This is a genomic window from Bartonella sp. MR63HLJHH (assembly GCF_042194155.1).
GTDB lineage: Bacteria > Pseudomonadota > Alphaproteobacteria > Rhizobiales > Rhizobiaceae > Bartonella > Bartonella grahamii.
Window position 1 is genome coordinate 259,271 of record NZ_JBHIMN010000001.1, and the last position, 26,145, is coordinate 285,415.

At 38.1% G+C, this 26,145-nt stretch carries 22 protein-coding genes; 13 read left to right on the forward strand and 9 right to left on the reverse strand.

What is annotated here, in order from left to right; translation table 11 throughout:
• The first annotated feature begins 7 nt into the window (after positions 1-7).
• Positions 8-994 (forward strand): Hsp33 family molecular chaperone, encoded by a 987-nt coding sequence (locus ACFIKQ_RS01005; RefSeq protein WP_375646977.1) that lies wholly within the window; start codon positions 8-10, stop codon positions 992-994.
• Positions 995-2,109: 1,115 nt separating this feature from the next.
• Here the strand turns inward: ACFIKQ_RS01005 and ACFIKQ_RS01010 are convergent.
• From ACFIKQ_RS01010 to ccmA, 5 genes are read right to left on the reverse strand one after another with little or no spacing between them, the layout of a single operon-like run.
• Positions 2,110-2,703, reverse strand: a complete 594-nt coding sequence (locus ACFIKQ_RS01010; protein ID WP_375655617.1) for a DsbE family thiol:disulfide interchange protein — start codon at positions 2,701-2,703, stop codon at positions 2,110-2,112.
• The gene (locus ACFIKQ_RS01015; RefSeq protein WP_375655619.1) at positions 2,678-2,929 is read right to left on the reverse strand and encodes a hypothetical protein; all 252 of its coding nucleotides are present in this window, start codon (positions 2,927-2,929) and stop codon (positions 2,678-2,680) included. The genes ACFIKQ_RS01010 and ACFIKQ_RS01015 overlap by 26 nt, the downstream gene beginning before the upstream one ends.
• Positions 2,917-3,696 (reverse strand): heme ABC transporter permease, encoded by a 780-nt coding sequence (locus ACFIKQ_RS01020; RefSeq protein ID WP_012754533.1) that lies wholly within the window; start codon positions 3,694-3,696, stop codon positions 2,917-2,919. The genes ACFIKQ_RS01015 and ACFIKQ_RS01020 overlap by 13 nt, the downstream gene beginning before the upstream one ends.
• Before the next feature lie 46 nt (positions 3,697-3,742).
• Positions 3,743-4,408: a heme exporter protein CcmB gene (ccmB, locus tag ACFIKQ_RS01025; protein WP_375652592.1), complete on the reverse strand. Its 666-nt coding sequence runs from the start codon at positions 4,406-4,408 to the stop codon at positions 3,743-3,745.
• An 11-nt stretch (positions 4,409-4,419) separates the two neighbouring features.
• Entirely contained in the window at positions 4,420-5,031 is a 612-nt protein-coding gene (gene ccmA / locus ACFIKQ_RS01030) for a heme ABC exporter ATP-binding protein CcmA (RefSeq protein ID WP_375635432.1), read from the reverse strand.
• Between the two features lie 297 nt (positions 5,032-5,328).
• Between ccmA and acnA the strand changes: the two genes are divergently transcribed.
• From acnA to gpsA, 11 genes are all read left to right on the forward strand, one after another.
• Positions 5,329-8,016 carry an aconitate hydratase AcnA gene (gene acnA / locus ACFIKQ_RS01035; RefSeq protein WP_375646981.1) on the forward strand — a complete coding sequence of 896 codons (2,688 nt, stop codon included), beginning with the start codon at positions 5,329-5,331 and terminating at the stop codon, positions 8,014-8,016.
• Between the two features lie 237 nt (positions 8,017-8,253).
• Positions 8,254-8,520: a 30S ribosomal protein S20 gene (gene rpsT / locus ACFIKQ_RS01040; protein WP_375655621.1), complete on the forward strand. Its 267-nt coding sequence runs from the start codon at positions 8,254-8,256 to the stop codon at positions 8,518-8,520.
• 700 nt (positions 8,521-9,220) lie between these two features.
• The gene (gene dnaA / locus ACFIKQ_RS01045) at positions 9,221-10,792 is read left to right on the forward strand and encodes a chromosomal replication initiator protein DnaA (RefSeq protein WP_375635435.1); all 1,572 of its coding nucleotides are present in this window, start codon (positions 9,221-9,223) and stop codon (positions 10,790-10,792) included.
• 186 nt (positions 10,793-10,978) lie between these two features.
• Positions 10,979-12,100: a DNA polymerase III subunit beta gene (gene dnaN, locus ACFIKQ_RS01050; RefSeq protein ID WP_375655623.1), complete on the forward strand. Its 1,122-nt coding sequence runs from the start codon at positions 10,979-10,981 to the stop codon at positions 12,098-12,100.
• A gap of 20 nt (positions 12,101-12,120) precedes the next feature.
• Positions 12,121-13,254, forward strand: coding sequence for a DNA replication/repair protein RecF (gene recF / locus ACFIKQ_RS01055; RefSeq protein WP_375655625.1), 1,134 nt, complete (start codon positions 12,121-12,123; stop codon positions 13,252-13,254).
• A 54-nt stretch (positions 13,255-13,308) separates the two neighbouring features.
• Positions 13,309-13,761 carry a type II 3-dehydroquinate dehydratase gene (aroQ, locus tag ACFIKQ_RS01060; RefSeq protein WP_375635438.1) on the forward strand — a complete coding sequence of 151 codons (453 nt, stop codon included), beginning with the start codon at positions 13,309-13,311 and terminating at the stop codon, positions 13,759-13,761.
• A gap of 133 nt (positions 13,762-13,894) precedes the next feature.
• Entirely contained in the window at positions 13,895-14,866 is a 972-nt protein-coding gene (gene cyoA, locus ACFIKQ_RS01065) for a ubiquinol oxidase subunit II (RefSeq protein ID WP_273787465.1), read from the forward strand.
• Positions 14,867-14,941: 75 nt separating this feature from the next.
• Entirely contained in the window at positions 14,942-16,960 is a 2,019-nt protein-coding gene (gene cyoB / locus ACFIKQ_RS01070) for a cytochrome o ubiquinol oxidase subunit I (protein WP_375619283.1), read from the forward strand.
• Positions 16,957-17,625 carry a cytochrome (ubi)quinol oxidase subunit III gene (locus tag ACFIKQ_RS01075; protein ID WP_375635439.1) on the forward strand — a complete coding sequence of 223 codons (669 nt, stop codon included), beginning with the start codon at positions 16,957-16,959 and terminating at the stop codon, positions 17,623-17,625. Before cyoB ends, ACFIKQ_RS01075 begins: the two co-directional genes overlap by 4 nt.
• Positions 17,625-18,413 (forward strand): cytochrome o ubiquinol oxidase subunit IV, encoded by a 789-nt coding sequence (cyoD, locus tag ACFIKQ_RS01080; RefSeq protein ID WP_375655627.1) that lies wholly within the window; start codon positions 17,625-17,627, stop codon positions 18,411-18,413. The genes ACFIKQ_RS01075 and cyoD overlap by 1 nt, the downstream gene beginning before the upstream one ends.
• Positions 18,414-18,810: 397 nt before the next feature.
• A complete protein-coding gene (gene gpsA, locus ACFIKQ_RS01085) occupies positions 18,811-19,818 on the forward strand; it encodes an NAD(P)H-dependent glycerol-3-phosphate dehydrogenase (RefSeq protein ID WP_375644397.1) in 1,008 nt (335 codons plus the stop codon).
• A gap of 1,871 nt (positions 19,819-21,689) precedes the next feature.
• On the opposite strand, the gene fabI is transcribed toward gpsA, so the two are convergent.
• Genes fabI through fabA form a run of 3 tightly spaced genes read right to left on the reverse strand, consistent with a single transcriptional unit; the run spans position 21,690 to position 24,344 of the window.
• Complete coding sequence (fabI, locus tag ACFIKQ_RS01090; RefSeq protein WP_375635442.1) at positions 21,690-22,508, reverse strand: enoyl-ACP reductase FabI; 819 nt, start codon at positions 22,506-22,508, stop codon at positions 21,690-21,692.
• Positions 22,509-22,556: 48 nt separating this feature from the next.
• Positions 22,557-23,777, reverse strand: coding sequence for a beta-ketoacyl-ACP synthase I (gene fabB / locus ACFIKQ_RS01095; protein ID WP_375644398.1), 1,221 nt, complete (start codon positions 23,775-23,777; stop codon positions 22,557-22,559).
• Positions 23,778-23,834: 57 nt separating this feature from the next.
• Complete coding sequence (gene fabA / locus ACFIKQ_RS01100; RefSeq protein ID WP_012754549.1) at positions 23,835-24,344, reverse strand: 3-hydroxyacyl-[acyl-carrier-protein] dehydratase FabA; 510 nt, start codon at positions 24,342-24,344, stop codon at positions 23,835-23,837.
• Positions 24,345-24,575: 231 nt separating this feature from the next.
• On the opposite strand from fabA, the gene irrA reads away from it, so the two are divergent.
• Positions 24,576-25,088: an iron response transcriptional regulator IrrA gene (irrA, locus tag ACFIKQ_RS01105; protein ID WP_375655629.1), complete on the forward strand. Its 513-nt coding sequence runs from the start codon at positions 24,576-24,578 to the stop codon at positions 25,086-25,088.
• A gap of 46 nt (positions 25,089-25,134) precedes the next feature.
• Here irrA and ACFIKQ_RS01110 read toward each other — a convergent pair whose 3' ends face one another.
• Positions 25,135-25,695, reverse strand: a complete 561-nt coding sequence (locus ACFIKQ_RS01110; RefSeq protein ID WP_026500127.1) for an SH3 domain-containing protein — start codon at positions 25,693-25,695, stop codon at positions 25,135-25,137.
• Positions 25,696-26,145: the final 450 nt, after the last annotated feature.

The window sequence follows — 26,145 nt, forward strand, 5'->3', positions numbered from 1 at the left end:
CAAAGCTATGAGTAAACAAGCTAAAGATGAAGCCTCTCTCAATAACAACTTCTTGCATGAAGATGATACTGTTATTCCCTTTCAAGTCGAAGAACTTGATATTCGTGGACGTGCCGTACAACTTGGAGAAACTTTAAATTCTATTCTTAACAGACATCAATACCCTGAACCGGTTTCCTATCTTCTGGCAGAAGCTTTACTTTTAACTGTTTTGCTTGGAACTTCTCTAAAGCTTACGGGAAAATTTATTTTACAAACTCATTCAGATGGACCGGTTAATATGTTGGTATGCGATTTTTCGCCTCCTTCCAGTTTACGTGGATATGCTCGTTTTGATAAAGAACAGCTTAAACAAGCCATGGACAATAATCAAATCTCTTCAGAAACCCTTTTAGGGAAAGGCACTTTAGCCTTCACAATTGATCAAGGTCCCCATATGCAGCCCTATCAAGGGATAGTTGCATTAGATGGATCAAATTTACAAGAAACTTCTCGTATTTATTTTGATCAATCAGAACAAATTCCTACCGATATCCGTTTGGCTGTTGCTATATTAATTAATCGTGACCAACAAGGAAAAACGCAGAAAAGCTGGCGAGCTGGAGGTATTTTGATCCAACTTTTACCCCAAGAATTGTCTCATCATAAAATAGATACCCCTCATCAAACGCGAGAAAAAACGAAAACCCATAGCCAATTGGATAACCAATGGCAGGAAGCTAAAATACTCATGGCAACGATTGAAAGTTCAGAATTAACAGATCCCCAAGTTGGTAGTAAACAGCTCTTGTTCCGTCTTTTTCATGAACAAGGTGTTAGAGTTTTTAATCCTTTTTCTCTTGTCGATCAATGTTCTTGTTCACACGAAAAAATTAAAGGAATCCTAGAAGGATTTTCGATTGATGAACGCAATAAAATGGTTAAAAATAAATATATTTCAGTCACATGTGAATTTTGCTCAAAAACGTATTGTTTTACACCACAAGAATTTTAGAAGAAAAAACATAATCAAATATTTTTCATAAAAAAATGATGATTGCAACAAAAGCCTATTTTATTTGCGTCATAAAAGTTTACCTATAAGCTCATATGAACTTCTAGAATATTTCTTGTCTTAGAGTTTTTTAATGTATACGAGTGATCTTTCTGTTGAAATCAGTAATCACGTCACCGAGTGCTTAAAAAAGAGTTCTCTGTAAAATATATTTTCTCCTCTCGAAAAAGCTTCTTGTTTATTTTTTCATCTCAAAAGCTTATTTCTTACAATGAATTCTTTTATAATATTCATTGATAGATTGATCATGTACTTATAACTTATCTTCTCTGTTAAATGAGATTTTTTGATTGTAGTCATATTTTCTTACTCGAATTTATCTTATTAAAAGTCAAAAAAGCTTATTAGTTGTAATCATAAGATAAATTATCGAAAGAATAAGAATGTATAGACTCAATATGGGCTTTATGGAGTCTATTACGAACAGATAGTGTAATGGGAATAAATATACCAATAACGCTGCGAAGGAATGGATTTGTTATTTTATAAAGATGAAAATAGTGGTGAAGTCCCCTCATAACAATGTGCATTTCAGATAAAAAAGCGGAGACAGAACACTATATGATTTTGAAAATAATAGTTGGTTGCTTTCACTAATCTAACGATGTTTCTATAGCAATATTGTTTTGTCCAAATAATCAAAATAAAGTTCAAAAACAGATATTTAATCGCTAAAAAAATGAAAACTACTTAAATTTTTGTTATATTTGGGAGGTTTGCTCTACAGATATTTCTTTGCACATGTTTTTGAATCAACAATGGTAATGCTCTTGTCAAATTTTCCTAAGAAGAATGAGGATCCGTATAAATAAAGTAGCATACATAGCATGATAAAACGTTATGTTTTTACAAACCTGCATTATTGTATTTTTCAACTTAAAATATTGCCAATTATTTTCACGTTTAGACAATTCATAAGGGGTATTTTTAGTCTTTATCTTAAATGTTTTTTTGATTCAACATATAGAAATTTTAAAAAATCTCATAGTATACGGTATTTTCAGTTAATAGATAAAAATGGTAAATTACTATTTATAAATCAATATTTTGATATTTTATTTTTCTTCTGTCATGATCGCTTGTTTAATTTTTGGTAGAATTTTTTTTTGATAAATTTGCCATGTTAAGGGACCAACATGTTTGGCAATGATGATGCTCTCTTTATTCAAGAGAAAGGTTTCTGGGGGTCCATATATTCCCCAATCAATAGCTGTATATCCTGAAACATCAAAGCCAATAAATTTAAAAGGATTACCAAAACTGTTTAAAAAGCGCAGGGCGTTTGTTTTGTTATCTTTATAATTAATACCAATCAGATCAAAACGTCTATCTTGTGCAATTTTCATAAGAATAGGATGCTCTTCGCGACAGGGCAAACACCAAGAGCCCCAAAAATTGACCAACGTGACACGTCCCTTAAACTGTTTTGAATTGAGATAACGTTCTTTATCAAGAAGAGGAAGATGAATATTGGGAGCAGGTTTTTCAGCTAATGCGTTTGGGAGAAGAGAAGAATCTTGAAGGTTTTTTTTATCCATAAAGTTGAAAAAAAGCACCACGAGAAGAAGAAAAAGCACAAATGGTCCAAAAAAAACAAGCAGAACAGGAAAAGATATATTTTTTTTAAGTTTTGGAGGGATGTTTTTCATTATACTTTTCTTTTTGTGACAACTCTTTTTTGTTTAGCTGTTGGAGAATTTTTTTTTGGTATAGCGCTTTGCAAAGAATATATCCAATAAGACATAAGAGGGATATTGCAGAAAGCACATAGCTTAAAACAACAATTTGCTCGTGTTTAAGGGTGCTAAGGAAAAAATCAATTTTCTGAGATAGATTTCCTAAAAATCCGCCCTGGATGCCATTTAGGTCGAGCATGATGAAGAGTCCTGTTGTTGTGCACGACGGGATTTTTTAATCTGAAGTATTCGAATATAATGACTATTGATTTCATTTCGCATAGCCATCAAATAGAGTGCAATAAACATAAAGATAAAACAAAATAGCATTGTTATAAGGGGCCATAACATAGCATTGTCGATTGTTGATCCTCCAGCACGTAACAATGATGCTGGTTGATGCAATGTATTCCACCAATTAACGGAAAATTTAATAACAGGAATATTAACAAATCCAACAAGTGTAAGAATTGCAGTAGCGCGAGCGGCTTTTACTTGGTTGTCAAAAGCACGTCCAAGCAGGATAATGGAAAGATAGATAAAAAGCAGAATTAAAACTGATGTTAACCGTGCATCCCAGACCCACCATGTTCCCCATGTAGGTCGCCCCCAAAGTGCTCCTGTCATGAGAGCCAATGCGGTAAAAATCGCTCCAATAGGCGCTCCACATTTAAGTGCCACATCAGCAAGATGATATTTCCAAATCAGATTTCCTAATGCTGCTGCACTCATAGTTACATAACAGAATGTAGACAACCACGCAAAGGGTACATGAAGGTACATAATCTTAACAGTAATGCCTTGTTGATAGTCATCAGGGGAATACATCACCAGAATAAGTCCTAAAATAAGGAAACACAATGTTATGCCGGCCAACCAAGGTAAGACGATACTGCTTATTTTCATGAAAAGGGTGAAACTTGCAGGGAGTGACCTGATTTTATATGGACGAGATAGTTCATTCATGAAATTCATAATAGGCAGAGTTTTTCTATGCGGCAATCATCTTTTATTATTCTGATAAAAGTTTAAGCGTTATTGCAGCAACAAAAGAGCCAAAGAGACTCAAAAGAAGTGAAAAAGCGCTGAGAAGAGCCAAGGACGTGAGAAAAGAAATATTTGGATTTATTGGGGCTGTAGCAGCCGAGACACCAAAAATCATAATTGGAATGATCCACGGCAAGATAATGATAAAAATAAGCAGAGTACTGTGCAACAATGAGGTTGCCAGTGCCGCGCCTATGGCGCCAATAAAAATAATGGCTGGTGTTCCGCATAAAAGGGTAAGTATTGTTGTAAAAGTTATTGTTACATCTAAATGGAGCATGAGGGCTAAAATAGGTGTAGCAAAAATAAGAGGAAGCATTGTTCCTACCCAATGGGCAAGACATTTGGTAAAAACAATTAGTGTAAAACTTTGTCTTTTTCCTGAAAGGATAAATTGGTCGAGATTACCATCATCGCGATCGATTTGGAAAAGTTTGTTTAGATTGAGGAGTCCTGCAAGAAGGGCTCCAAACCACAATATACCTGGCCCTATTTGTGCAAGAATTTTGGGATCTGGTCCAATGGCAAAGGGGGTTATGACAACAACAGCGATAAAAAATAATAGTCCTGTTAGTGAAGAGGCTTGTGGCGCTAATAATAGTTTAAGGTCACGCCAGAACAGTGCTTTCATTTTATTCTCTCCTAGAGAGGTAAAAATTTTTCCAGAGCGATTTTATGGTTTTCTGGAATACCTAGGGAATTATGAGTTGCAGCGATAATCATACCACCTTGATTGAGATGACGCTGGAAAATACGAGCAAGGAGTTTTTGAGCATGGTTATCAAGTCCAGATATTGGTTCATCTAAAATCCAAAGAGGACGATAGGAGAGCAAAAGGCGAGCAATAGCTACGCGCCTTTGTTGTCCAGTTGACAGAGCTTTAAAGGGTAAATGTTCAAGGTTAGAAAGACCAATATCGGCAAGAACCTCATGCACAAAGCGTAAATGTTGACCGTAAAAATCTGCCCAAAATTGCAAATTGTCAATGACAGATAAGAGAGGTTTCATAGCATTTTGAGGACCAAGATAATGACACGCAGTTGCAACAGGGTATATTTGATTATGGTCTTTAAGTATTATATGACCTTCAGCAGCTTCAAGAAGACCGACAATGATTCGGAGTAATGTAGATTTTCCGATACCATTAGGACCGGTGATTGTCATCAGTTGCTGTGAAAATAAACAAAAAGAAAGACCTTTAAACAGAATTTCCTCGTTTCTGTAAGCGGCTAAATCTTTGCCTGATAACACCATGTGATTGCCTATTTTGTTTTTATTTTCATATTCTTTATTGCATTATAGAATAAAAAACACATTTTTTGTGCAATTGTACCTAGAATAGTTCTAGAAATAGTTCTATAAGAGATACCTTACATCAATATCTGGTGTAAAATGGTTTCTGGCGCTGATTTCCGCATTTGCCTACGAGAGGGTGGAGGGGGAAATGGATGGCGGAGGTGATTGCGTCTGCGCTCAAGCTGCGACCTTGACTCGTAGTTTGTGTTGTTCATTCCTGGAAATTGGGTGGTTATAGTATGAGGGTGGACAGTCATGACTCAAATTGATAGCTTTAATTGTCGCAAAGTATTAAATGTTGGTGGCAAAGAATATACTTATTATAGCTTGATCGAAGCGGAGAAGAATGGTCTTGAAGGTGTTTCTCGTTTACCGTTTTCGATGAAAGTTATTCTCGAAAATTTATTGCGATTTGAAGATGGTCGCACAGTTAAAAAAGAGGATATCCTCAATGTTGCTAAGTGGTTAAACGACAAAGGGAGCGCTGGGGCAGAAATTGCTTACCGTCCTGCACGTGTTCTTATGCAGGATTTTACAGGTGTTCCAGCAGTTGTTGATCTTTCTGCAATGCGTGATGCTATGGTTAAACTTGGCGGTAACGCTGAAAAAATCAATCCTCTCATTCCCGTTGATCTCATCATTGATCACTCAGTTATTGTTGATGCTTTTGGCAATTCCATGGCTTTTAAGGAAAACGTTGAGCATGAATATGAACGCAATGGTGAACGCTATCGTTTCCTTAAATGGGGGCAGCAAGCCTTTCAAAATTTTCGCGTTGTTCCTCCAGGAACAGGGATTTGTCATCAGGTTAACCTAGAATATTTAGCACAATGTGTATGGATGAAGAATGAAGAGGGGTGTGAGACGATTTATCCTGATACCTGTGTGGGAACTGATTCGCATACGACTATGGTTAATGGTTTAGGGGTTTTAGGTTGGGGTGTTGGTGGTATTGAAGCAGAAGCAGCAATGTTAGGCCAACCTGTTTCTATGTTGTTACCTGAAGTGATTGGTTTTCGTCTAACAGGTAAACTTAAAGAAGGTGTAACAGCCACCGATCTCGTATTGACGGTGACTCAAATGCTACGCCGGAAGGGTGTTGTCGGTAAATTTGTTGAGTTTTTTGGTCCTGGTTTGGAGCAGATGACGCTTGCTGATCGGGCAACGATTGGAAATATGGCACCTGAATATGGAGCAACGTGTGGTTTTTTCCCAATTGATAAGGAGACAGTGCGTTATCTCAATATGACAGGGCGTGATGAAAATCGGATTGCCTTAGTAGAAGCTTACACCAAAGCACAAGGGATGTGGCATGACGAAATGGTGGCTCATCCCATTTTTAGTGATACAATTGAATTGGATATGGGAACTGTTGTTCCTTCTATGGCTGGTCCTAAACGTCCTGAAGGACGTATTGCATTGGAAAACGTTGGGCAGGGTTTTGAGAAGGCATTGGTCGAAGACTATAAGAAGACTTCTGAACAAAATAAGCGTTATCGGGTCGAGGGTGAAGAATATACGCTTGGTCACGGTGATGTGGTGATCGCTGCGATTACGTCGTGTACGAATACATCGAATCCAAGTGTTCTTATTGCAGCGGGTCTTTTGGCAAGAAATGCAGTGGCAAAAGGTCTCAAGAGCAAACCATGGGTAAAAACTTCTCTTGCACCAGGTTCACAAGTCGTTGAAGCTTACCTTCAAAATTCGGGTCTGCAAAAAGATTTAGATGCATTAGGATTTAACTTAGTAGGATTTGGGTGCACAACATGTATTGGGAATTCTGGTCCTTTGCATCCAGCTATTTCCAAAACGATTAATGACAATGGTATAATTGCATCTGCAGTTCTTTCGGGAAATCGTAATTTTGAAGGGCGTGTTTCCCCTGATGTGCAAGCGAATTATTTAGCTTCACCACCGTTAGTTGTTGCACATGCGCTCATCGGGACGGTGTGTAAAGATTTAACCAAGGAACCTCTTGGTGAAGATTCAAATGGCCAACCCATTTATTTGAGAGATATTTGGCCAACCTCTCAAGAAATACAGGAATTCATCGAAAAAAATGTCACGCGTAAGGTTTTTGCTGAAAAGTATGCAGATGTTTTTAAGGGAGATGAAAATTGGCAAAAAGTTCAGATTCCTACGGGTTCTACCTATTCTTGGGATGAGCAATCCACTTATGTACGCAATCCACCTTATTTCGATGATATGCAGAAAACACCTGATATCTTACCAGATATTAAAGATGCACGGATTTTAGGTTTATTTGGTGATAAAATCACGACGGATCATATTTCTCCTGCTGGTTCTATTAAAGCAGCTTCTCCTGCCGGAAAATATTTAATGGATCATGGTGTTAAAGTGGCTGATTTTAATCAGTATGGAACGCGTCGTGGGAATCATGAAGTTATGGTGCGTGGGACCTTTGCCAATATTCGCATTCGTAATTTCATGTTGGGGGAAAATGGTCGAGAAGGAGGTTATACGGTTCATTATCCGTCAGCGGTAGAACAAGCCATTTACGATGCAGCAATGGCGTATAAACAAGAAGGTACTCCACTTGTTGTTTTTGCTGGTATTGAATATGGCAATGGATCATCGCGCGATTGGGCAGCCAAAGGTACCAATCTTCTTGGTATAAAAGCAGTGATTGTACAGTCTTTTGAAAGGATTCATCGCTCTAATCTTGTTGGTATGGGCATTGTTCCCTTTGTCTTTGAGGAGGGTGTAAGTTGGAAATCTTTAGGCTTAAAGGGAGATGAAAAGGTGACAATTGAAGGAATTCATAACTTGAAACCTCGTCAAAAGACAGTAGCGAAAATTACTTTTTCTGATGGTACGATAAAAACCGCTCCGTTATTATGCCGTATCGATACTGAAGATGAGCTAGATTATTTGCATCATGGGGGAATTTTGCAATATGTCTTGCGTAAGTTAGCTGTTTAAATTCTTTTGTTTGTTAAGGAATATCTATTATTAAGCTGTAAAGTTGCGGATCAAAGAGTTTGGCTTCGTTTTTTTATGACTATCTTTGAAAATCTAATTGACGTTAGCTTTGGGATTGCGCTATAAGCCACACAGTTATAGGCAGCTTTATAGTTTTGCTTGGGTTGAATTTATTTATATTGGTAGAGTTGTCATTTAGACTCATTTTACCAAGGTGTTGAAAGAGAGATTATATTTATGGCGAATACACCTTCTGCTCGAAAAGCGGTGCGCAAGGTTGCAACGCGCGCACAGGTTAATAAGGCCCGCCGTTCGCGCGTTCGTACCTTTATACGTAAGTTTGATGATGCTTTAGCGGGTGGCGATAAGGCATCTGCAGAGATTGCATTTAAGAATTTTGAGCCTGAAATTATGCGTGCGGTTTCTAAAGGGGTTTTTCATAAAAATGCTGCTGCGAGGAAGGTATCGCGTTTAGCTAAACGTTTGAAGGCTCTCAGCGTTTAAGCTTTTTCTCCTTTATTGAGAATCAAGCCAGTATCCATGAGGATGCTGGCTTTTTGTTTATTATTTCAAAAAGTTTCTATTGAAAATAAGAATCGATAATGATTCTCCTCTTGAAAAAGGAGAGAAAGTTTATAGGGGGAGTATGGTTATCCACAAGCTTTGTGGATTTTTACAGAGTCTTTTTTGTCAAGCATTTTATTTTTTTTTTTAAATCTGAGGAGATTCTTTAATTATTGGTAAATTTAGAGAAAAAAAATGAATTGAATCAATATTTTTTTCATTCCTCATTGATACAAGCATTTTTTTCGGGTTTTTTGATTTTATTTTGACCTCTTGCATTTTACCTCTGCTGTTTTGTATGGTTCTTATGAAGACTAAAAAGCATGAAGGGGTCACACCAGCACATTGTTCTATATTTTGTTGAGTACAAGATGTTTTGACTTAGGCTTTTCGAAGCTTTTGTACTGGAAAGGTTTTCTGACGATTTTTTAGTTTTCTGAATAGATATGTTTACCATTTTAGAAGGGTGGGTCATATCATGAGTGCAAGTAAATCTTATTGGTCATCTTTGTTAGTGGGGTTGTGATGAGGCTATCCTAGGGGAGGGTGAGTAATCTTATTTGGGGTAGGGCGTTTTGCCTTCGCTAGATTTATTTTAGCTGTTTGGCAGGACAAAATTTTATTTTTATCAGGATGGAAGATGGTGGATAAATTGAACTCTAAAGCTAGTTCCTTTAAAAGGGTTTCGGTGAATATCCTGTCAGCAGAGAACATAATAAAGAATAGGATGACGGAGAGTGATGAGGATGTTCGTAGAAATGCTTCTATAGGGCATTCTATTGTTTCAGAGGAGGAAAGTGCGGCGGCTTTTATACGTGTTATGGCGCAATTAAAGGTGCAGGTTGGTGTTGAGGCTTATACCAGTTGGTTTGGACGTGTGAAGCTTGCTGAATATAGCCATACTCTTGTAAAGCTTTCTGTTCCTACTGCTTTTTTACGTTCATGGATTAATAATCACTATGGTTCTCTTTTGACTCATTTATGGAAACAAGAGAATTCAGCAATTCTTCGTGTTGAAGTTATTGTTCGTGGTATGGAACGCGTTTCAAGAGACGTCGTTTGTAAAAGAAGTGTTCCTTCTGTTGTGCTAGAGGAGCAGGCGACTTCATCTTTTGTTGAAAGTTGTGCAGAGCATTCAGTTAAGAGTTCTCAAACGGGAGTTTTTGGATCTCCGCTTGATTCGCGCTATACTTTTGAAAGTTTTGTTGAGGGGGCTTCTAATCGTGTTGCTTTAGCAGCTGCGCGTTCAATTGCGGAGGGGCATAAAAGTGCTTTGCGTTTTAATCCTCTTTTTATTCACGCATCTGTTGGTTTAGGAAAAACACATTTGCTTCAGGCGATTGCTGCTTCTGCATTGAAGCGTTTAACGTCTGCGCGCGTTATTTATTTAACTGCTGAATATTTTATGTGGCGTTTTGCAACAGCTATTCGTGATAATGATGCTCTTTCTTTTAAAGAACAGCTTCGTGATATCGACCTTTTGATTATTGATGATATGCAGTTTTTGCAGGGTAAGTCGATACAACATGAGTTTTGCCATTTGCTTAATATGTTGCTTGATAGTGCAAAACAAGTTGTTGTCGCTGCAGATCGTCCGCCAGCAGAATTAGAATCGCTTGATCTTCGCGTTCGTTCTCGTCTTCAGGGAGGGGTAGCTCTTGAAATTGAAGCACCAGATTATGAAATGCGTTTGCAAATGTTGCGCCAGCGGTTGAAGGTGGCACAACAAGATGATGGCATGGTATCAATTTCTGATGATATCTTGGAATATATTGCGAAAACGGTTTTAGGGTCGGGGCGTGATATTGAAGGTGCATTTAATCAGCTCTTGTTTCGTCAATCTTTTGAGTCTGATTTATCTTTAGAGCGGATTGATGAGTTATTAGGCCACTTGACACGTCCTGGTGAACCTAAGCGCATTCGGATTGAAGAAATTCAGCGTACGGTAGCACGTCATTATAATGTTTCTAAACAGGACTTGTTATCTAATCGTCGAACACGTACGGTTGTGAAGCCACGGCAAGTTGCAATGTATTTAGCAAAAGTATTAACTCCTCGCTCGTTGCCAGAAATTGGGCGTCGTTTTGGTGGGCGTGATCATACAACAGTTTTACACGCTGTGCGTAAAATTGAAGATTTGGTTTGTGGTGATCAGACCTTGGCTAAGGAACTTGAATTGCTTAAGCGGTTGATTGGAGAACAGGCTGTATAGTGTTTATTGTTTCTTTCTTTGGAGAAACTTTAAAGAATTTAATGAAAAGATTTATTTTTTCTTGTGCAGGAGTGACTTGCCATTTTAAGAGAGGTTTAATAAAGTCTAGCAGGCGATTCTTTGAAGAGGATCTATTTTTAATGCTAAGGAATTCTTATAGTTTTTAGTAAATCATACGGGGCTTTTATGCGTATTACAGTTGATCGCAGTCAATTTCTCAAGTCTCTTGGTCGGGTTCACCGTGTGGTAGAGCGCCGTAATACTGTTCCTATTTTATCGAATGTGCTGATTGATGCAGAAAATGGTTCTGTGCAGTTAAAAGCAACAGACCTTGATTTAGAGGTTACGGAATCTTTTGCAGTTAATGTTAAACAAGCTGGAGCAACAACTGTTCCAGCACATTTGCTCTATGATATCATTCGAAAACTTCCTGATAGCAATGAAGTTGTATTATCCGTCGATGAGAATCAGGCAGGTACAATGTCCGTTGTTTCGGGTTGTGCACATTTTCAGCTTCAATGTCTTCCGAAGGCAGATTTTCCAGAGTCGCTTCCTGGGCAGTTTGGTTATCGTTTTTCTCTATCGGCATCAAGCTTAAAACATTTACTTGATTGTACGCAGTTTGCTATTTCTACTGAAGAAACCCGTTATTATCTTAATGGTATTTATTTACATGTTATTAATGACGGTGTTTTGAAATTGCGTTTGGTTGCAACTGATGGTCATCGTTTGGCACAAGTTGAGATGGAAGCTCCTTCAGGAGTTGAGGGAATGCCCAGTGTTATTGTCCCCCGTAAAGCTGTAGGAGAATTGCAAAAACTTCTTTCAGAAGAAAATGATAGCGATGTATGTATAGAGCTTTCAGAGACAAAGATTCGTTTTTCTGTAGGTTCTGTGATTTTTACATCAAAATTAATTGATGGAACATTTCCGGATTATCAACGTGTTATCCCTCTTGGAAATGATAAAGAATTAATTGTTAATAGGCAGGACTTTTCTTCTGCAGTTGATCGTGTTTCAACGATTTCAAGTGATCGGGGGCGTGCAGTTAAATTAACGATTGAGCACGGACAGTTAAGGCTTGTTGTTAATAGCCCAGATTCGGGCAGTGCAGAAGATCAATTATCAGTAACTTATGCATCTGAACCGCTTGAGATAGGATTTAATTCACGTTATCTTTTGGATATTGCTGGGCAGCTTTCAAGTGACGAGATGGTTTTTATGTTGGCTGAGGCTGGAGCACCAGCTCTGATTCGTGATAATGATGATGTGGATGTGCTCTATGTACTGATGCCTATTCGCGTTTAGGGGCAATTGTTTTGCAATGCATGGCCAGTCATGTGCACAAAGTGGCAGTGAGGCAGCTGAAGCTTTTACGTTATCGCAATTATCCTTTTTTCAATATTCATTTTTCTGGTCAGCATGTGGTTTTTACCGGCCATAACGGTGCTGGTAAGACGAATCTTTTGGAGGCGTTATCTTTTCTTTCTCCTGGTCGTGGTTTGCGGCGTGCTGCTTATTCTGACGTTAGCTTTGTAGATGGTGACGGTGGAGGATTTGTTGTATTTGCGCGTCTTGAATGCGCTCTTTATGGTGAAGTAAAGATTGGTACAGCTTTGGAGGTTAGCGATAACAGTCGAAAAGTCCATATTAATGGTGTAAATGAGTCGGGTGATTGCCTAACAGATTATTGTCATATTAGTGTCCTAACACCATCCATGGATGGTCTTTTTACAGGTCCTTCGCTTGAGCGCCGTAGTTTTTTGGATCGTATGGTTTTGGCGATTGATCCCTTGCATAGGCGCCGCATAGCCGATTATGATAGAGCTATGCGCGCACGTAATCGTTTGTTTTTAGATGGAAATGAAGATTATGCTTGGTTTGATGCTTTAGAAAAGCAGATGGCAGAACTGGCGACAGCTATTTCTGCGGCGCGTGTTGATGTTATTCGTCTTTTAAATGATATGTTTACACAAATGCCATCACAGATACCTTTTCCACGAGCTTTTTTGCAAATTGATGGTTTTTTGGAAACAGCTCTTAGTGAAATATCAGCAATTGAAGTTGAAGAGCAATTTTGTGATCGATTGCGGCATAATCGCGCAATGGACCGTGCTGCTGGGCGGACGTTAGAAGGACCACATCGCGCAGATTTGCAGGTTTTTTATGCTGATAAAAATATAGGAGCCGCATCGTGTTCAACAGGTGAACAAAAAGCGCTGCTGACAGGTTTAGTTTTGTGTCATGCACGTCTAACAGGTATGATGTCGGAAAAAGCTCCTATTCTTCTTCTTGATGAAATGGCTGCCCATCTTGATTCGCATCGACGTGCTGCTTTATTTGATATTCTTGATGATTTAGCTGTACAAACATTTATGACAGGAACAGATCGTCTTTTATTTGATGACTTAAAAGGACGCGCAGAATTCTTTGAGATTAAGGATGGGGCTTTATTGTCGTAAAAACATGCTAAATATTTTTTTAATAAGTGATAGGTCTAAAAGAAAAGGCATGCTATGTCTGAGGTGATAACGATTTTAAATGGTCCTAATTTAAATTTTCTAGGTCAACGTGAGCCAGAAATTTATGGAACTGAGACTCTGGAAGATATTGAAAAAAGATGCAGAGAATGGGCAAAAAAAAATGATATCGTAATAAATTTTTATCAAAGTAACTGTGAAGGGCAGTTGGTAGCATGGATACAAGAAGCAATAGAGGCAAGTTCTGGATTGATCATTAACCCAGCGGCTTACAGTCATACATCTGTTGCACTTCTTGATGCCCTAAAAATGTTTTCAGGGCCGAAAGTAGAAGTTCATTTATCTCATATTTACCAGCGTGAAGCTTTTCGTCACCACTCTTATACATCTGCAGGTGTAGACGCTATCATAACTGGGTGTGGAGGTGATGGATATTGGTTTGCACTTGAATATATTGCAAAACAATTAAGCAAAACAATTAAATTGTGATAGGTAAAGAATAAGCGTTTGATAAGAGTAATATAGGCATTGAATTCACTTGATAATTATTTTCAAATCTGTACAATATGAGGTATATATATTTTATGACAATTTTTGGTGCATATGACGGGGGTAAATAGAGATGAAAAGCTTTGTTCGACAATTAGAAATGCTTGTGATTTTAGGGGGAGCACTGCTTTTATCTGGTTGTAAAATTGATGTTATACAGCCATCAGGTTATGTTGCACGTCAACAGCTCATTTTGATAGTTGTTTGTGTGGTGGTGATGCTTTGTGTTGTCATCCCAGTTATGGTGAGTGTGGTGTTTTTAGCTATAAAATATCGCGCATCGAATATGAAAGCGGACTATTCTCCTGATTGGGCGCATTCAAATAAAATTGAAGCGTTGATGTGGGGTATTCCAATTGTAATTGTAATGGTTTTAGGTTCATTAACAGCTTATTATACTTATAAGCTGGAACCTACAAATCCTCTCCCAGTGGAAGTTGTAGGTGAAGGAAAGCCATTACAGATTGATGCCGTTTCTCTTGATTGGAAATGGCTTTTTATTTATCCTGAATATGGTGTTGCATCGATTAATGAGATTTATGCGCCTGAAGGACGTCAGGTTTTATTGCAATTGACGTCAGAGAATTCTGTCAATGCTTTTTGGGTCCCCAAACTGGGTACAGTTCTTTACGCTATGCCGCAGATGAATGCTAAGTTGCATTTGGTCGCTGAAGAGCAAGGAGTATTCAAAGGAACCTCAGCAAATTACAGTGGTGATGGTTTTTCGAGTATGCGGTTTAAGTGGCATTCTGTGTCTTTGCAGGACTTTGAGGATTGGATTGTAAAAGCTCGGGCTAATGGTCGAGTACTTGATCGTGCATCTTATCGTCAACTTTCTATTGCGCCTCGTATGGGTGATATTGCTGCGAAGAAAAAAGATGCTGAAGTTCGTTATTTTGCACCTGTTGAGAAGCGCCTTTACTATCGTGTTGTTAATCGATGTGTCGATGAAAATACGGTATGTAATGAGGATTTAATGAAACGTGCTGCTGCTCAGACGCTATGGGGTGCACTATGTTCAGTATTTGATCCTGATGTTATTTAAAGGGTCAGTAAAGAAAGAGCCCTTTTAACATAAGGTTTCTTTTAAACTTGAATTTCATTTGAAATGGGTTGAGAAATGTTTGGAAGACTTACAGATCCTACGGCAGGTGCTTTTCATGCACTTGCACATGAGCCGATCGTTTTATACACGTGTATTGCGATTGTTGTGGTTGGTTTAATTGCTGTTGTTGCTCTAACAGCACTTGGGTGGTGGGGGATTCTATGGCGAAATTGGATTACAACTGTTGACCATAAACGCATAGGCATTATGTACATAGTTCTTGGAATTATTATGCTTGTTCGCGGTTTTGCGGACGCACTCATGATGCGAACACATCAAGCTTTAGCTCTTGGGAGTGAAAGTGCAGGTTATTTGCCCCCTGACCATTTTGATCAAATTTTTTCGGCGCATGGCACTATCATGATTTTTTTCATGGCTACGCCTATTTTATTTGGCCTTTTTAATTATCTTATACCGCTTCAAATTGGTGCGCGTGATGTTGCTTTTCCCTTTGCAAATAATCTAGGTTTTTGGATTACGGCTGCAGGGGCAATATTGATTAACATATCCCTAGGTGTTGGGAATTTTGGTCGTGGTGGCTGGTTGATGTATCCACCTTTTACAGAATTGCAAACGAGTCCAGATACAGGGGTAGACTATTATTTATGGTCACTTCAACTTTCTGGTATAGCGACAACAATGGGGGCGGTCAATTTTGTTGCGACTTTGATTAAGATGCGTGCTCCTGGGATGACGATGATGAGAATGCCTGTTTTTTGTTGGAGCGCTTTTGTTAGCAATGTCCTTATTTTAGTTATTTACCCTGTCTTAACTGTAGCATTTGCACTCTTGGCATGCGATCGTTATTTGGGCATGAATTTCTTTTCCAATGTTGGTGGCGGAAATCCGATGGTATGGATTAACTATGTTTGGGTTTTTGGTCATCCTGAGGTTTATGTTTTGGTTGTTCCTGCTTTTGGAATTGTTTCTGAGGTTGTATCAACTTTTTCTTCAAAACGCCTCTTTGGTTATACTTCGATGATATGGGCCATGTTGGTTATTTTGATTCTTTCGCTTCTTGTTTGGGGACATCATTTCTTCACAATGGGTGGCGGTGAAGCTGTGAATACTTTCTTTGGTATTGCGACAATGATTATTGCCGTTCCAACAGGTGTAAAAGTCTTTAATTGGCTGCTAACTATGTATAAGGGGCGGATTCGCTTTGAGCCTCCAATGCTTTGGTGCATGGGAATGATCTTTACATTTGTTGGTGGTGGATTAACTGGTGTTTTGTTATCTATTGTGCCAGCTGATTGGCAGTTTCATAATTCGTTGTTTTTGGTAGCGCATTTCCATCATACAATTATTGGGGGTGTCGTTTTTGCGTACTTAGCGGGGATTGCATTTTGGTTTCCAAAAGTTTTTGGTTATAAACCAAATCGGGCATTGGGTATTGCATCTTTCTGGTGTTGGTTCATTGGTTTTTACCTTGCCTTTTTCCCAGTCTATGCACTTGGTTTAATGGGTGGGACACGTCGTCTCCAGCATTATATGGAACCTAGTTGGCAACCGATGTTTATGATTGCTGCATTGGGCGCTTTTATTATTTTGCTTGGTATCCTTTGTTTTGTGCTGCAAGTTGTTTTGGCGATTTGGTACGGTATCAAACATAAGGGACGTTTACCTGTAACATTAAATGATTCTTGGGGTGATGCACGGACTCTTGAATGGTCTATCTCTTCACCGCCTCCTTCTTACAATTTTGCAATAGTTCCGAAAATACAGTCTGATGACGCTTATTGGAATATGAAGAAAAGTGGTTATCAACGTCCTACCAGTGGATTTACAAAAATTCATATGCCGTCCAATACATCGGCTGGAATTATTGCGGGATTCTTCTCGTTAGTTGTTGGTTTTGCGCTTGTCTGGCATATTTGGTGGCTTGTTGCGGTCGGCTTGATTGGTTTTATTGCAACGCTTGTGTGTCATTCATTAACAGGTGACCATCATGGTTATTATATTCCGGCTGAAGAAGTACAAAAAACTGAAGATGCCTTTACAGCTGTTCTTAAAGAACAAGGAGTGACAGTATGAGTGCAGTAACAATAAATAATGTGAGTGCTGTGGATGAACATCACCACGATAATAGTTCGGTAATGACGTTTGGTTTTTGGGTCTATATTCTTTCAGATTTGATCCTGTTTTCGACACTTTTTTCAAGTTTTGCTGTTTTTTCTGCTTCTTATGGTGGTGGTAAGGCGGGCAATGAGTTTATTGATTTAAAATTTGTTTTGGTTGAGACTGCTTTCTTGTTGTTTTCATCCGTCACTTATGGTTTTACAATGGTACAAGCACATAAAAATAACATCAGTGGTGTGCGTTTATGGATGGCTATTACCTTTGTATTTGGCTGTTGCTTCATTGGTATGGAACTTTACGAATTTCATGAACTTTTGGGTGAGGTCTTTTATTACGATCCAAATGCTTATGCTGGTATTGATTCTGCAACAGGTTTACAGCTTTTTGGTCGGGAGATTCTCTCTGCTTATTGGTCAGCATTTTTTGCTTTGGTTGGCACCCATGGACTTCACGTAAGTGTTGGTCTTCTTTGGATGGTTGTGATGTTTTTTCATCTTCGTCGTAATGGCTTGGATCAGAACAATAAGACACGTTTAGCATGCCTTTCCATTTTTTGGCATTTACTTGATATTGTATGGGTTGGTGTTTTCACCATGGTTTATCTATTAGGAGCGTTGTGATGAGCATGCAAAATGAAACACATGGTCCCAGTACTGGTTCATATTTAGTCGGTTTTATTCTGGCTGTATTTTTCACTTTGGGTTCTTTTGTTCCTGTGATGTATGGAATGATGGAAAGTTGGGCAGTTAGTACAAAGGTTGCGTATCTTATTGGGATGGCGATTATTCAGATTATAGTACAAATTGTTTTCTTTTTGCACTTGAATTCTGGTCCAGATGCCAAGTGGAATTTAAGCGCGTTGTGGTTTGCTGCTATTTGCGTTTTTGTTATTATTGGGGGAACTTGGTGGGCTATTTCTCATTTGAATTATAATATGATGGGTGGCTCAGGACGTGTTATTGAACCGGAAATATCAAGTAGAGATGATTCTTCAGTATCTGAGCAGTTATCAAACAAAGATATATCCGTAAGAAAACAGCCAGAAAAGATACAGGGCTCAGAAATGCCCATGGGGCAGGGGTTAAGTACGCAAACTCCTGTAGATCAAGTTCCTAGTTCAGAAATGCCCATGGGGCAGGGACTAAGTACGCAAACTCCTGTAGATCAAGTTCCTAGTTCAGAAATGCCCATGGAGCAGGGGCTAAGTACGCAAACTCCTGTAGATCAAGTTCCTGGTTCAGAAATGCCCATGGGGCAGGGGCTAAGTACGCAAACTCCTGTAGATCAAGTTCCTAGTTCAGAAATGCCCATGGGGCAGGGGCTAAGTACGCAAACTCCTGTAGATCAAGTTCCTAGTTCAGAAATGCCTATGGAGCAGGGGTTAAGTACGCAGTCTCCTGTGGAGTAATTGTTAGAAATACCTGTGGAGCTGATGCGGCGTGTATCAGCTCTTACAAAAAATTCGTAGGATATTAAAGAGGGGTTAAGTGCAAGATATCAGTGGAATGAGTATCATGATTTTGAATGTACTTTTATTTTAAAAGAGAAAGTCCATGGAGTATTGAGTCAAGCTTTAATTTTTGAGACAAATAGCTATTTGTAGAATATACAAAAAGTGATGTCTATGCAATTTACTACAAAGAAAGAGAATGTGAGAAACAAGTTTTTATGCTGTGTGAGATAAGAGCTACGAAGCGGTAACGTTTTTATAATTTACAGAATTTATATTAAAGATAGCATTAAAGTTATTTGTGATAATAATATGCACTTGAAATCAAAAGTTTAGAGAATAATCAGAAAACTTAATGAAAACCGCTGCAATGACAATTATTGGTGCTGGTTCTTTTGGTACTGCATTAGCGATTGCTCTTGCCCGTAATGGTAATAATGTTTTACTTTGGGGATATAATCCTCAACATATCAAAGAATTACAGGAACAACGTTGTAATCAAGTATATTTACCCGATATTCAATTTCCTGAAAATTTATTACTTGAAGCTTCGCTTGAAACTGCAATAGCAGCAAGTCACAATATATTAATCGCTGTTCCAAGCCATGTATTTCATCAAGTTTTGTATAATATTCAGCCTTATTTAGATCAGCATTCACGCGTTATTTGGGCAACAAAAGGTTTAGAACATGGTACCGGACGTTTCTTACAAGAGGTTGCTCGTGAGATTTTAGGTGAAAAAATTCCTTTAGCAGTTTTTTCTGGACCAACTTTTGCTCAAGAACTAGCTATTGGTTGGCCTACTGCAATGACGATAGCAGCTTCTGATGTTGAGTTTGGTAAAGAATTACAGCAATTTTTTCATTGTGACAAAAGTTTTAGAGTTTATAAAAGTTCAGACATGATTGGTGTTCAATTAGGGGGAGCAGTCAAAAATGTTATTGCTATTGGTGCAGGAATATCAGACGGTATGGGGTTTGGGGCAAATGCACGAATAGCTCTCATCACACGAGGACTAGCTGAAATCAGTCGTTTAGGGGGGGCTATGGGTGCTGAGCTTTCCACATTTATGGGAATGACAGGCTTAGGTGATCTGGTTTTGACATGTACTGATAATCAGTCGCGTAATCGTCGTTTTGGAATACTTCTTGGTAAAGGAATAGATATAAAAGAAGCGGAAAAACAAATTGGTCAGGTTGTGGAAGGGTACTTAAATACCAAGGAAGTACATACGTTGGCGCAACGTATTGGGGTAGAAATGCCCATTGTAGAACAAATTTATCAAATTCTCTATTGTGGTAAAAACATAACTGAAGCGGCGCACACATTACTAAGCCGTACTCTCAAGGATGAAATACAATGATATTCTGTTTTTTAATAATTCCAATCGTAAAAAAATAGAAACTTGCTATGAAGACATATAAAATAGATTGTATTGATGGTTGTATAAGACAGTCATATTCTAGCAAATTATAGATTCATATCATTCGATTATTTATGAAACATGGCTGAAATATAAAAGTTTTGGCTTTTGTCTAAGAGCTATCTCTTTGAAAATAAATTATCGTTTCCACTTACACATGTTTATGTAATGTAATGAACAAGATATTTTGATTTTCTCTTAAATTCATCTCACAATGATATTTGCAAACAGAATAATACAAGACTCATTAGGTGGAAGCATTTTTTTTATGTAACGTATAAGCTAAAAATATCATTGCTATTATCCAATTTTCAATATTATTTGCTGCGTGTAACAGCGTTTATATCTCGATAGAGGCAGGGATATTGTGTGTTTCTGTTTGTGTAATTCGTTAAAACAAGAAGACAATCTAATTTGGGAAGAAGATGAAATTTTAAAGATAAAAACCAGTTCCCATCTCTACCATCATTTTTAAATTCAGTTTTACGCTATCTAAAGCATATCTTTTAAATAGTGGAGATTACCTCACACCTTGATGTGTCAGGTAAAATAGAACGCCCAAAATAAAACACTATTGCTGTTGTATATTCACGCGCTTGTTTTAAAGAGACCTCTCTTAAAACGCCCAAGCCCAATTCGCGACGGTGACCGTGAATAGTGTAACGATAAAGCCATTGTGCACATCCCCATCTTTACCTTTACGAAGGAGGAAGCCGGGCATCATCACACATCCTACCAGCCTCCAATGTTTGAGACAGCTCTTGGCACTTGAGGCTGTTCAGTAGAGATGTTTACGCCTTTTATTTTCTCACATGTCAATTCTGTTTTTTATATGCAAGAAATGACTTTTGAAAATCTAAAATTGAAAAAATGTTATCGTACTTGTTTGTGGCTGTCATTTAAATTGAAAAAATAATGTGATTATAAAGATAACAAATTGATTTATATGAATAATTCATTTTATTTTTGTATTGAATTAATTAAAAATATGTGTTTGCTTGTCACAAGCGGGTTAGTATGTTGATAAAAATTATTAAAAATACTTCTAATGAATCATCTCAAGTATCAAGGGGTGTTTCAACATTAGAACATGGCAAGTAAAATGATAGTGTCGATTTGTCATTTGTATAAACATTAAAATGGTGGAGAAAAAAGGATTTATGTACTTCACGGGGATTTTATCTGTTCTACAGATACCATTGTGAAATGGAATTGCGTGTATTGAGGGATATCTTTTAAAAAAATGCATGAAGGAGCAACAGCCGTAGTGTTTTTGAGCGTTCTGTTTTACCTGATATATCAGAGAAATGCTTTCATTAAAGAACGAGAAAAATAAAGGTGTGAGGTAAAGCGTAATCTCCATTATTAAAAAAATATTGATGTGGATGCTTTTAAAACTGTAAAGCCTCATTAAAGAATAATAGTAAGATTAATGATTGATTTCTTTACGCCTTCATATTCTTCCTAAATTAGATTGTCTTTGCGTTTCAAGAATAAATAAAAAGGTAGGCAATATTTTTTTCAATCTGGTATACAAAAGCTGAAGCTAAGGATTTTAATAATCCTCTAATCTCTGTTTCAAACTGCGATGGCATGAGGGCTGAGGATTGATTTGTAAGCAACAGCAAAAGGGTATGCTTTAGTAAGGTAAATAACGTCATAAAATACAAAATTTTTCAACCATGGATTGAAAAAATATTCGGATTTTTATAAAATACTTCGCAAAACAAGGCATCTTGTTTTGTATTATACTTATTCTTATAAAGACCTGCACACGTGCCTTACGTCATATTTTCTAAGTGCGATAATTTTTATTCTTCTTGAGTATCGTCACTTTTTTTCAGTTCTTCAAGTATTGGCATAGACATGATGTTATAGCCTGAATCAACATAATGGATTTCACCTGTAACACCTGATGATAAGTCAGAGAGTAGATAAAGAGCAGATTTTCCAATTTCATGAATATTTACGGTACGACGTAATGGGGCATTACGGCGTTGATGTGAAAATATTGCACGTGCAGCTGCAATGCCATTACCTGCTAAAGTTCTAACAGGACCAGCGGAAATCGCATTGACACGGATATTTTGAGGACCAAAGTCTGCTGCTAAATAACGTACCATAGCTTCTAAAGCTGCTTTAGCAACACCCATGATGTTATAATTAGGCACAACTTGCTGTGAAGCACCATAGGTAAGAGTTAAAAGTGTTCCTCCATTGGGCATAAGCTTACCCGCGCGTTGGGCAATTTCAGTAAAGGAATACGCTGAAATAACCATCGTGCGTTGAAAGTTTTCACGTGTTGTAACATCAACGTAACGCCCTTTTAGCTGAGTTTTATCTGAAAAACCAATGGCATGGACAATAAAATCAATTGTTTTCCATTCTTTTTCAAGTTGCCCAAAGACGTAGTCAATATTTTCAATATTTTCAACATCACACTCTAGCACTAATTTGCAGCCAAGTTTATCTGCTAGAGGTTGAACACGTTTTCCAAAAGCATTTCCTTGATAAGTCAATGCTAATTCAGCTCCTGCTTGTGCGAGCTGACAGGCAATGCCCCAAGCAATTGAATGGTCATTTGCAATTCCCATAATAAGGCCACGTTTGCCCTCCATCAAACCTTTCATATTATTCTCCGTAAGACCGTACTTTTTTCAATTACTAAGAACTTTTGTTTATTCATAGCGTTGGAAAACAAGCGTTGCATTGGTACCGCCAAAGCCAAAAGTATTTGACAATACGGTATTAAGTTGTTGATGATCGCGTCGTTTACGAACAATTGGCATATCGGCAAAAGCTGGATCAAGTTCTTCAATATGAGCACTTTCACAAATAAAATTATGCTTCATCATTAACAGTGTGTAGATTGCTTCCTGAACACCAGCTGCACCCAAGGAATGACCAGTCAGAGATTTTGTGGCGGAAATTGGTGGGCATTGATCACCTGCTCCGAAGATACGGCGGATCGCTTCTATTTCAGGGGGATCACCAACAGGTGTTGCTGTTGCATGGGGATTGATATAATCAATCTTATTTTTGACGGTCGCAAGTGCCATGCGCATGCACCGCTCTGCTCCCTCACCTGATGGAGAGACCATATCGTGTCCATCGGATGTAGCGCCATAACCAACAATTTCTCCATAGATTTTTGCACCACGTGCTTTAGCGACTTCTAGTTCTTCAAGAACCAAAACGCCAGCGCCACCAGCAATAACAAATCCATCACGATTAGTGTCATAAGCACGCGAAGCTTTTTCTGGTACATCATTATATTTGCTGGACATAGCACCCATAGCATCGAATAAAACAGATAATGTCCAATCCAGATCTTCACAACCACCAGCAAAAATGCGATCTTGTTTTCCATATTGTATTGTTTCATAAGCATTGCCGATACAATGATTGGATGTAGCACACGCGGAAGAGATTGAATAGTTTACGCCTTTAATTTTAAAAAAAGTTGCAAGTGTTGCGGATGCCGTAGAACTCATCACTTTAGGCACAACAAAAGGACCGATGCGTTTTGGACCTTTTTGGCGTGTAATATCAGCAGCCTCAACGATTGACTGAGTTGAAGCACCTCCAGAACCCATAATAATACCCGTGTGTTCATTCGATACTTCATGCGGTTCTAGACCCGCATCAGCAATTGCCTGATCCATAGCAATGTGATTCCATGCTGTTCCACGCCCATGAAAACGTAGAGCACGTCGATCTACGAGTTCTTCTATATTAATATCGGGTTTGCCGTAAACTCTGCTACGAAAGCCTAATTCGGCATATTGAGGCGCGTAAGAAATTCCGGATTTTGCTTCACGTAAACTGGTTAAAACAGCTTCAGGTCCATTTCCAATCGCGGAGACAATTCCCATTCCGGTTACAACAACTCGACGCATTCATACCTCCTCGTTCCATACAGAATAATGAAAAGTTCTTTCTGATGGAAATAACGTTCAATCTTCTTTGAATAAAGCAACGCGTAAATCATTCGCCTTATAAATAGTCTCTCCATCTGCTTTTAGCCATCCATCAGCTATTCCTAAGACTAAATTTCCACGTCGAATACGCTTAAAATCTATTTCATATTCAAGAATTTTGGTTTGTGGAGTTACCATTCCTGATAACTTTACTTCACCTGTTGATATCGCTCTTCCTTTTCCTGGTTCGCCTAGCCAACCAAGAAAAAAGCCTGTTAATTGCCACATACCGTCTAGTCCGAGACATCCCGGCATGACGGGATCGCCTATAAAGTGACAATTAAAGAACCACAGGTCTGGTGTAATGTCAAATTCGGCGCGAACCATTCCTTTATCGTATTTACCATCAGTTTCACTAATTTGAGTGATTCGATGAATCATCAACATTGGCGGTGCTGGCAATTGCGCATTACCTCTACCAAACATTTCGCCGCGAGCGCAGCTTAGAAGCTCTTCATAAGTGTAGCGAGACTTTTGTTCAGCCATTGTTACTCCATTTATTTGCATATATCTTTATTTCTGCGCTTTTCCCAACCTACTTTTAGAGCAAATTTTAAAGAGAGGGAAATGATTTTATATCATTTTTAATGACAAAAGCCCTTTTTTATGTATTCTACACAGGTAATTATTTAAAAATGGAATACAAGATTACACCATACTATTCCCATTTTTTTGTATTTTGATCTTATTTAGCAGGAATATATTTGGGTTTGTAATATGTCAGTAAGTGCAGACGATTTAGATATGAATGAAGAACAACAGTTCACAAAAGAGTGTGGAAAAATTGTGCAATATTATTCCATTTCTATGTTAGAAAAACATTTGCGTCAAAATGGTCTGCGTCCAACACGTCAGCGGTTGGAGCTTGCACATATGATTTTTTCTCAAGGAAATCGTCATATTACTGCTGAAGAGCTCTATGAGGAAGCGGGGAGGGCAGGTGTACCTGTATCTTTAGCAACGGTTTATAATACGCTTCATCAATTTACGGAAGCGGGATTGTTACGGATTATTGCCGTAGAAGGCTCAAAAACTTGGTTTGATACCAATACTTCTGATCACTACCATTTTTATATAGAAGGCGAAAATCGTATTCTTGATATTCCTTACAATTTGGAAGAAGCTCCCATTATTAGAAATTTGCCTAAGCCACCAGAAGGTATGGAAGTTTCACATGTTGATTTGATCGTACGATTGAAACCCAAAAATCAATCTTGTGATAGGCAGTGAGGATATTCAATGAGGAATAAAAGTTAAACTTGATAAGTTTGAGTATTCACCAACCTTTTACTTTTTCATCAGGATAGATTCCCCATAACTGGGGTTGCTGAAGCCATCCGCGCGTATTATTAATGTTTAGTTCGCACCATTGTCCATCACATTGGCGGATATTACCAATGACATTAGGTTCTACTTCCGCCACAAGTTCTGCGTTGTCGGTGGGGTTTTTTCGTAGCATCAGCCTTTTTGTTTTATCTTTTTGCCATGGAATAGTTATAGCAGTTCGCTTTCCCGATAAAAGCGATTGATACACCCACCCCTCATCGCCTTCTGCATCACGAATTTTGCGCCATTGATCATATTCTTGAATGATTTCAATAGGCAAGCCCTTCTTTTTGTAGGTAAAAATGATAGAATAGTTGCTTCCTGGTCCGACGCGTACATTAACGCTGGTGGGTTTAATCGAAGCAAATCGCGGAAGTGGTAAACCGCTGGGCCCTAAATTTTGATTAAATGTTTGTGCATGCAACAAATGAGGTGAACCCAATACAATGACTGTTGCTATTAAGATACATGATGCGAGTATTGAAACGCGAAACCAACGAGAATTTTGCACACTGAACTCCTTTATTTCGTCATATATTGGAAATTAAAATCTGAAAGATAAGACTAGAAACTGATAAAAATTATGACATATCGCTCGTTAAAGAGATCTAAACAATGAAAAAATTGTTACGAGAATAGCAAAATAAGGAAAACAAAAGTTTGTATTTTTTAGTGCTTATCTTGTTTATGAGGGGATAAATATAAATAAACACTGGACTTTTATGTAGATGTACGCGTGATAAAACAGTAAAGTATACTAGGAGCATAGCATTTTTTGTACAGGAAATTAGGGCTAAAGTATTGCATCTCTTTTCTGAGTTTGTTTCTCGAAGTAAAAGTACATGTATGCATATTATGAACAAAGAGCTGTTCAGTAAAGGGGTTATCATGTGGCTTGAAAAGAAGTTTTGAATGGACAAAATAATACGATGAATAAAACATTTAAGCTTAAAAATATGAG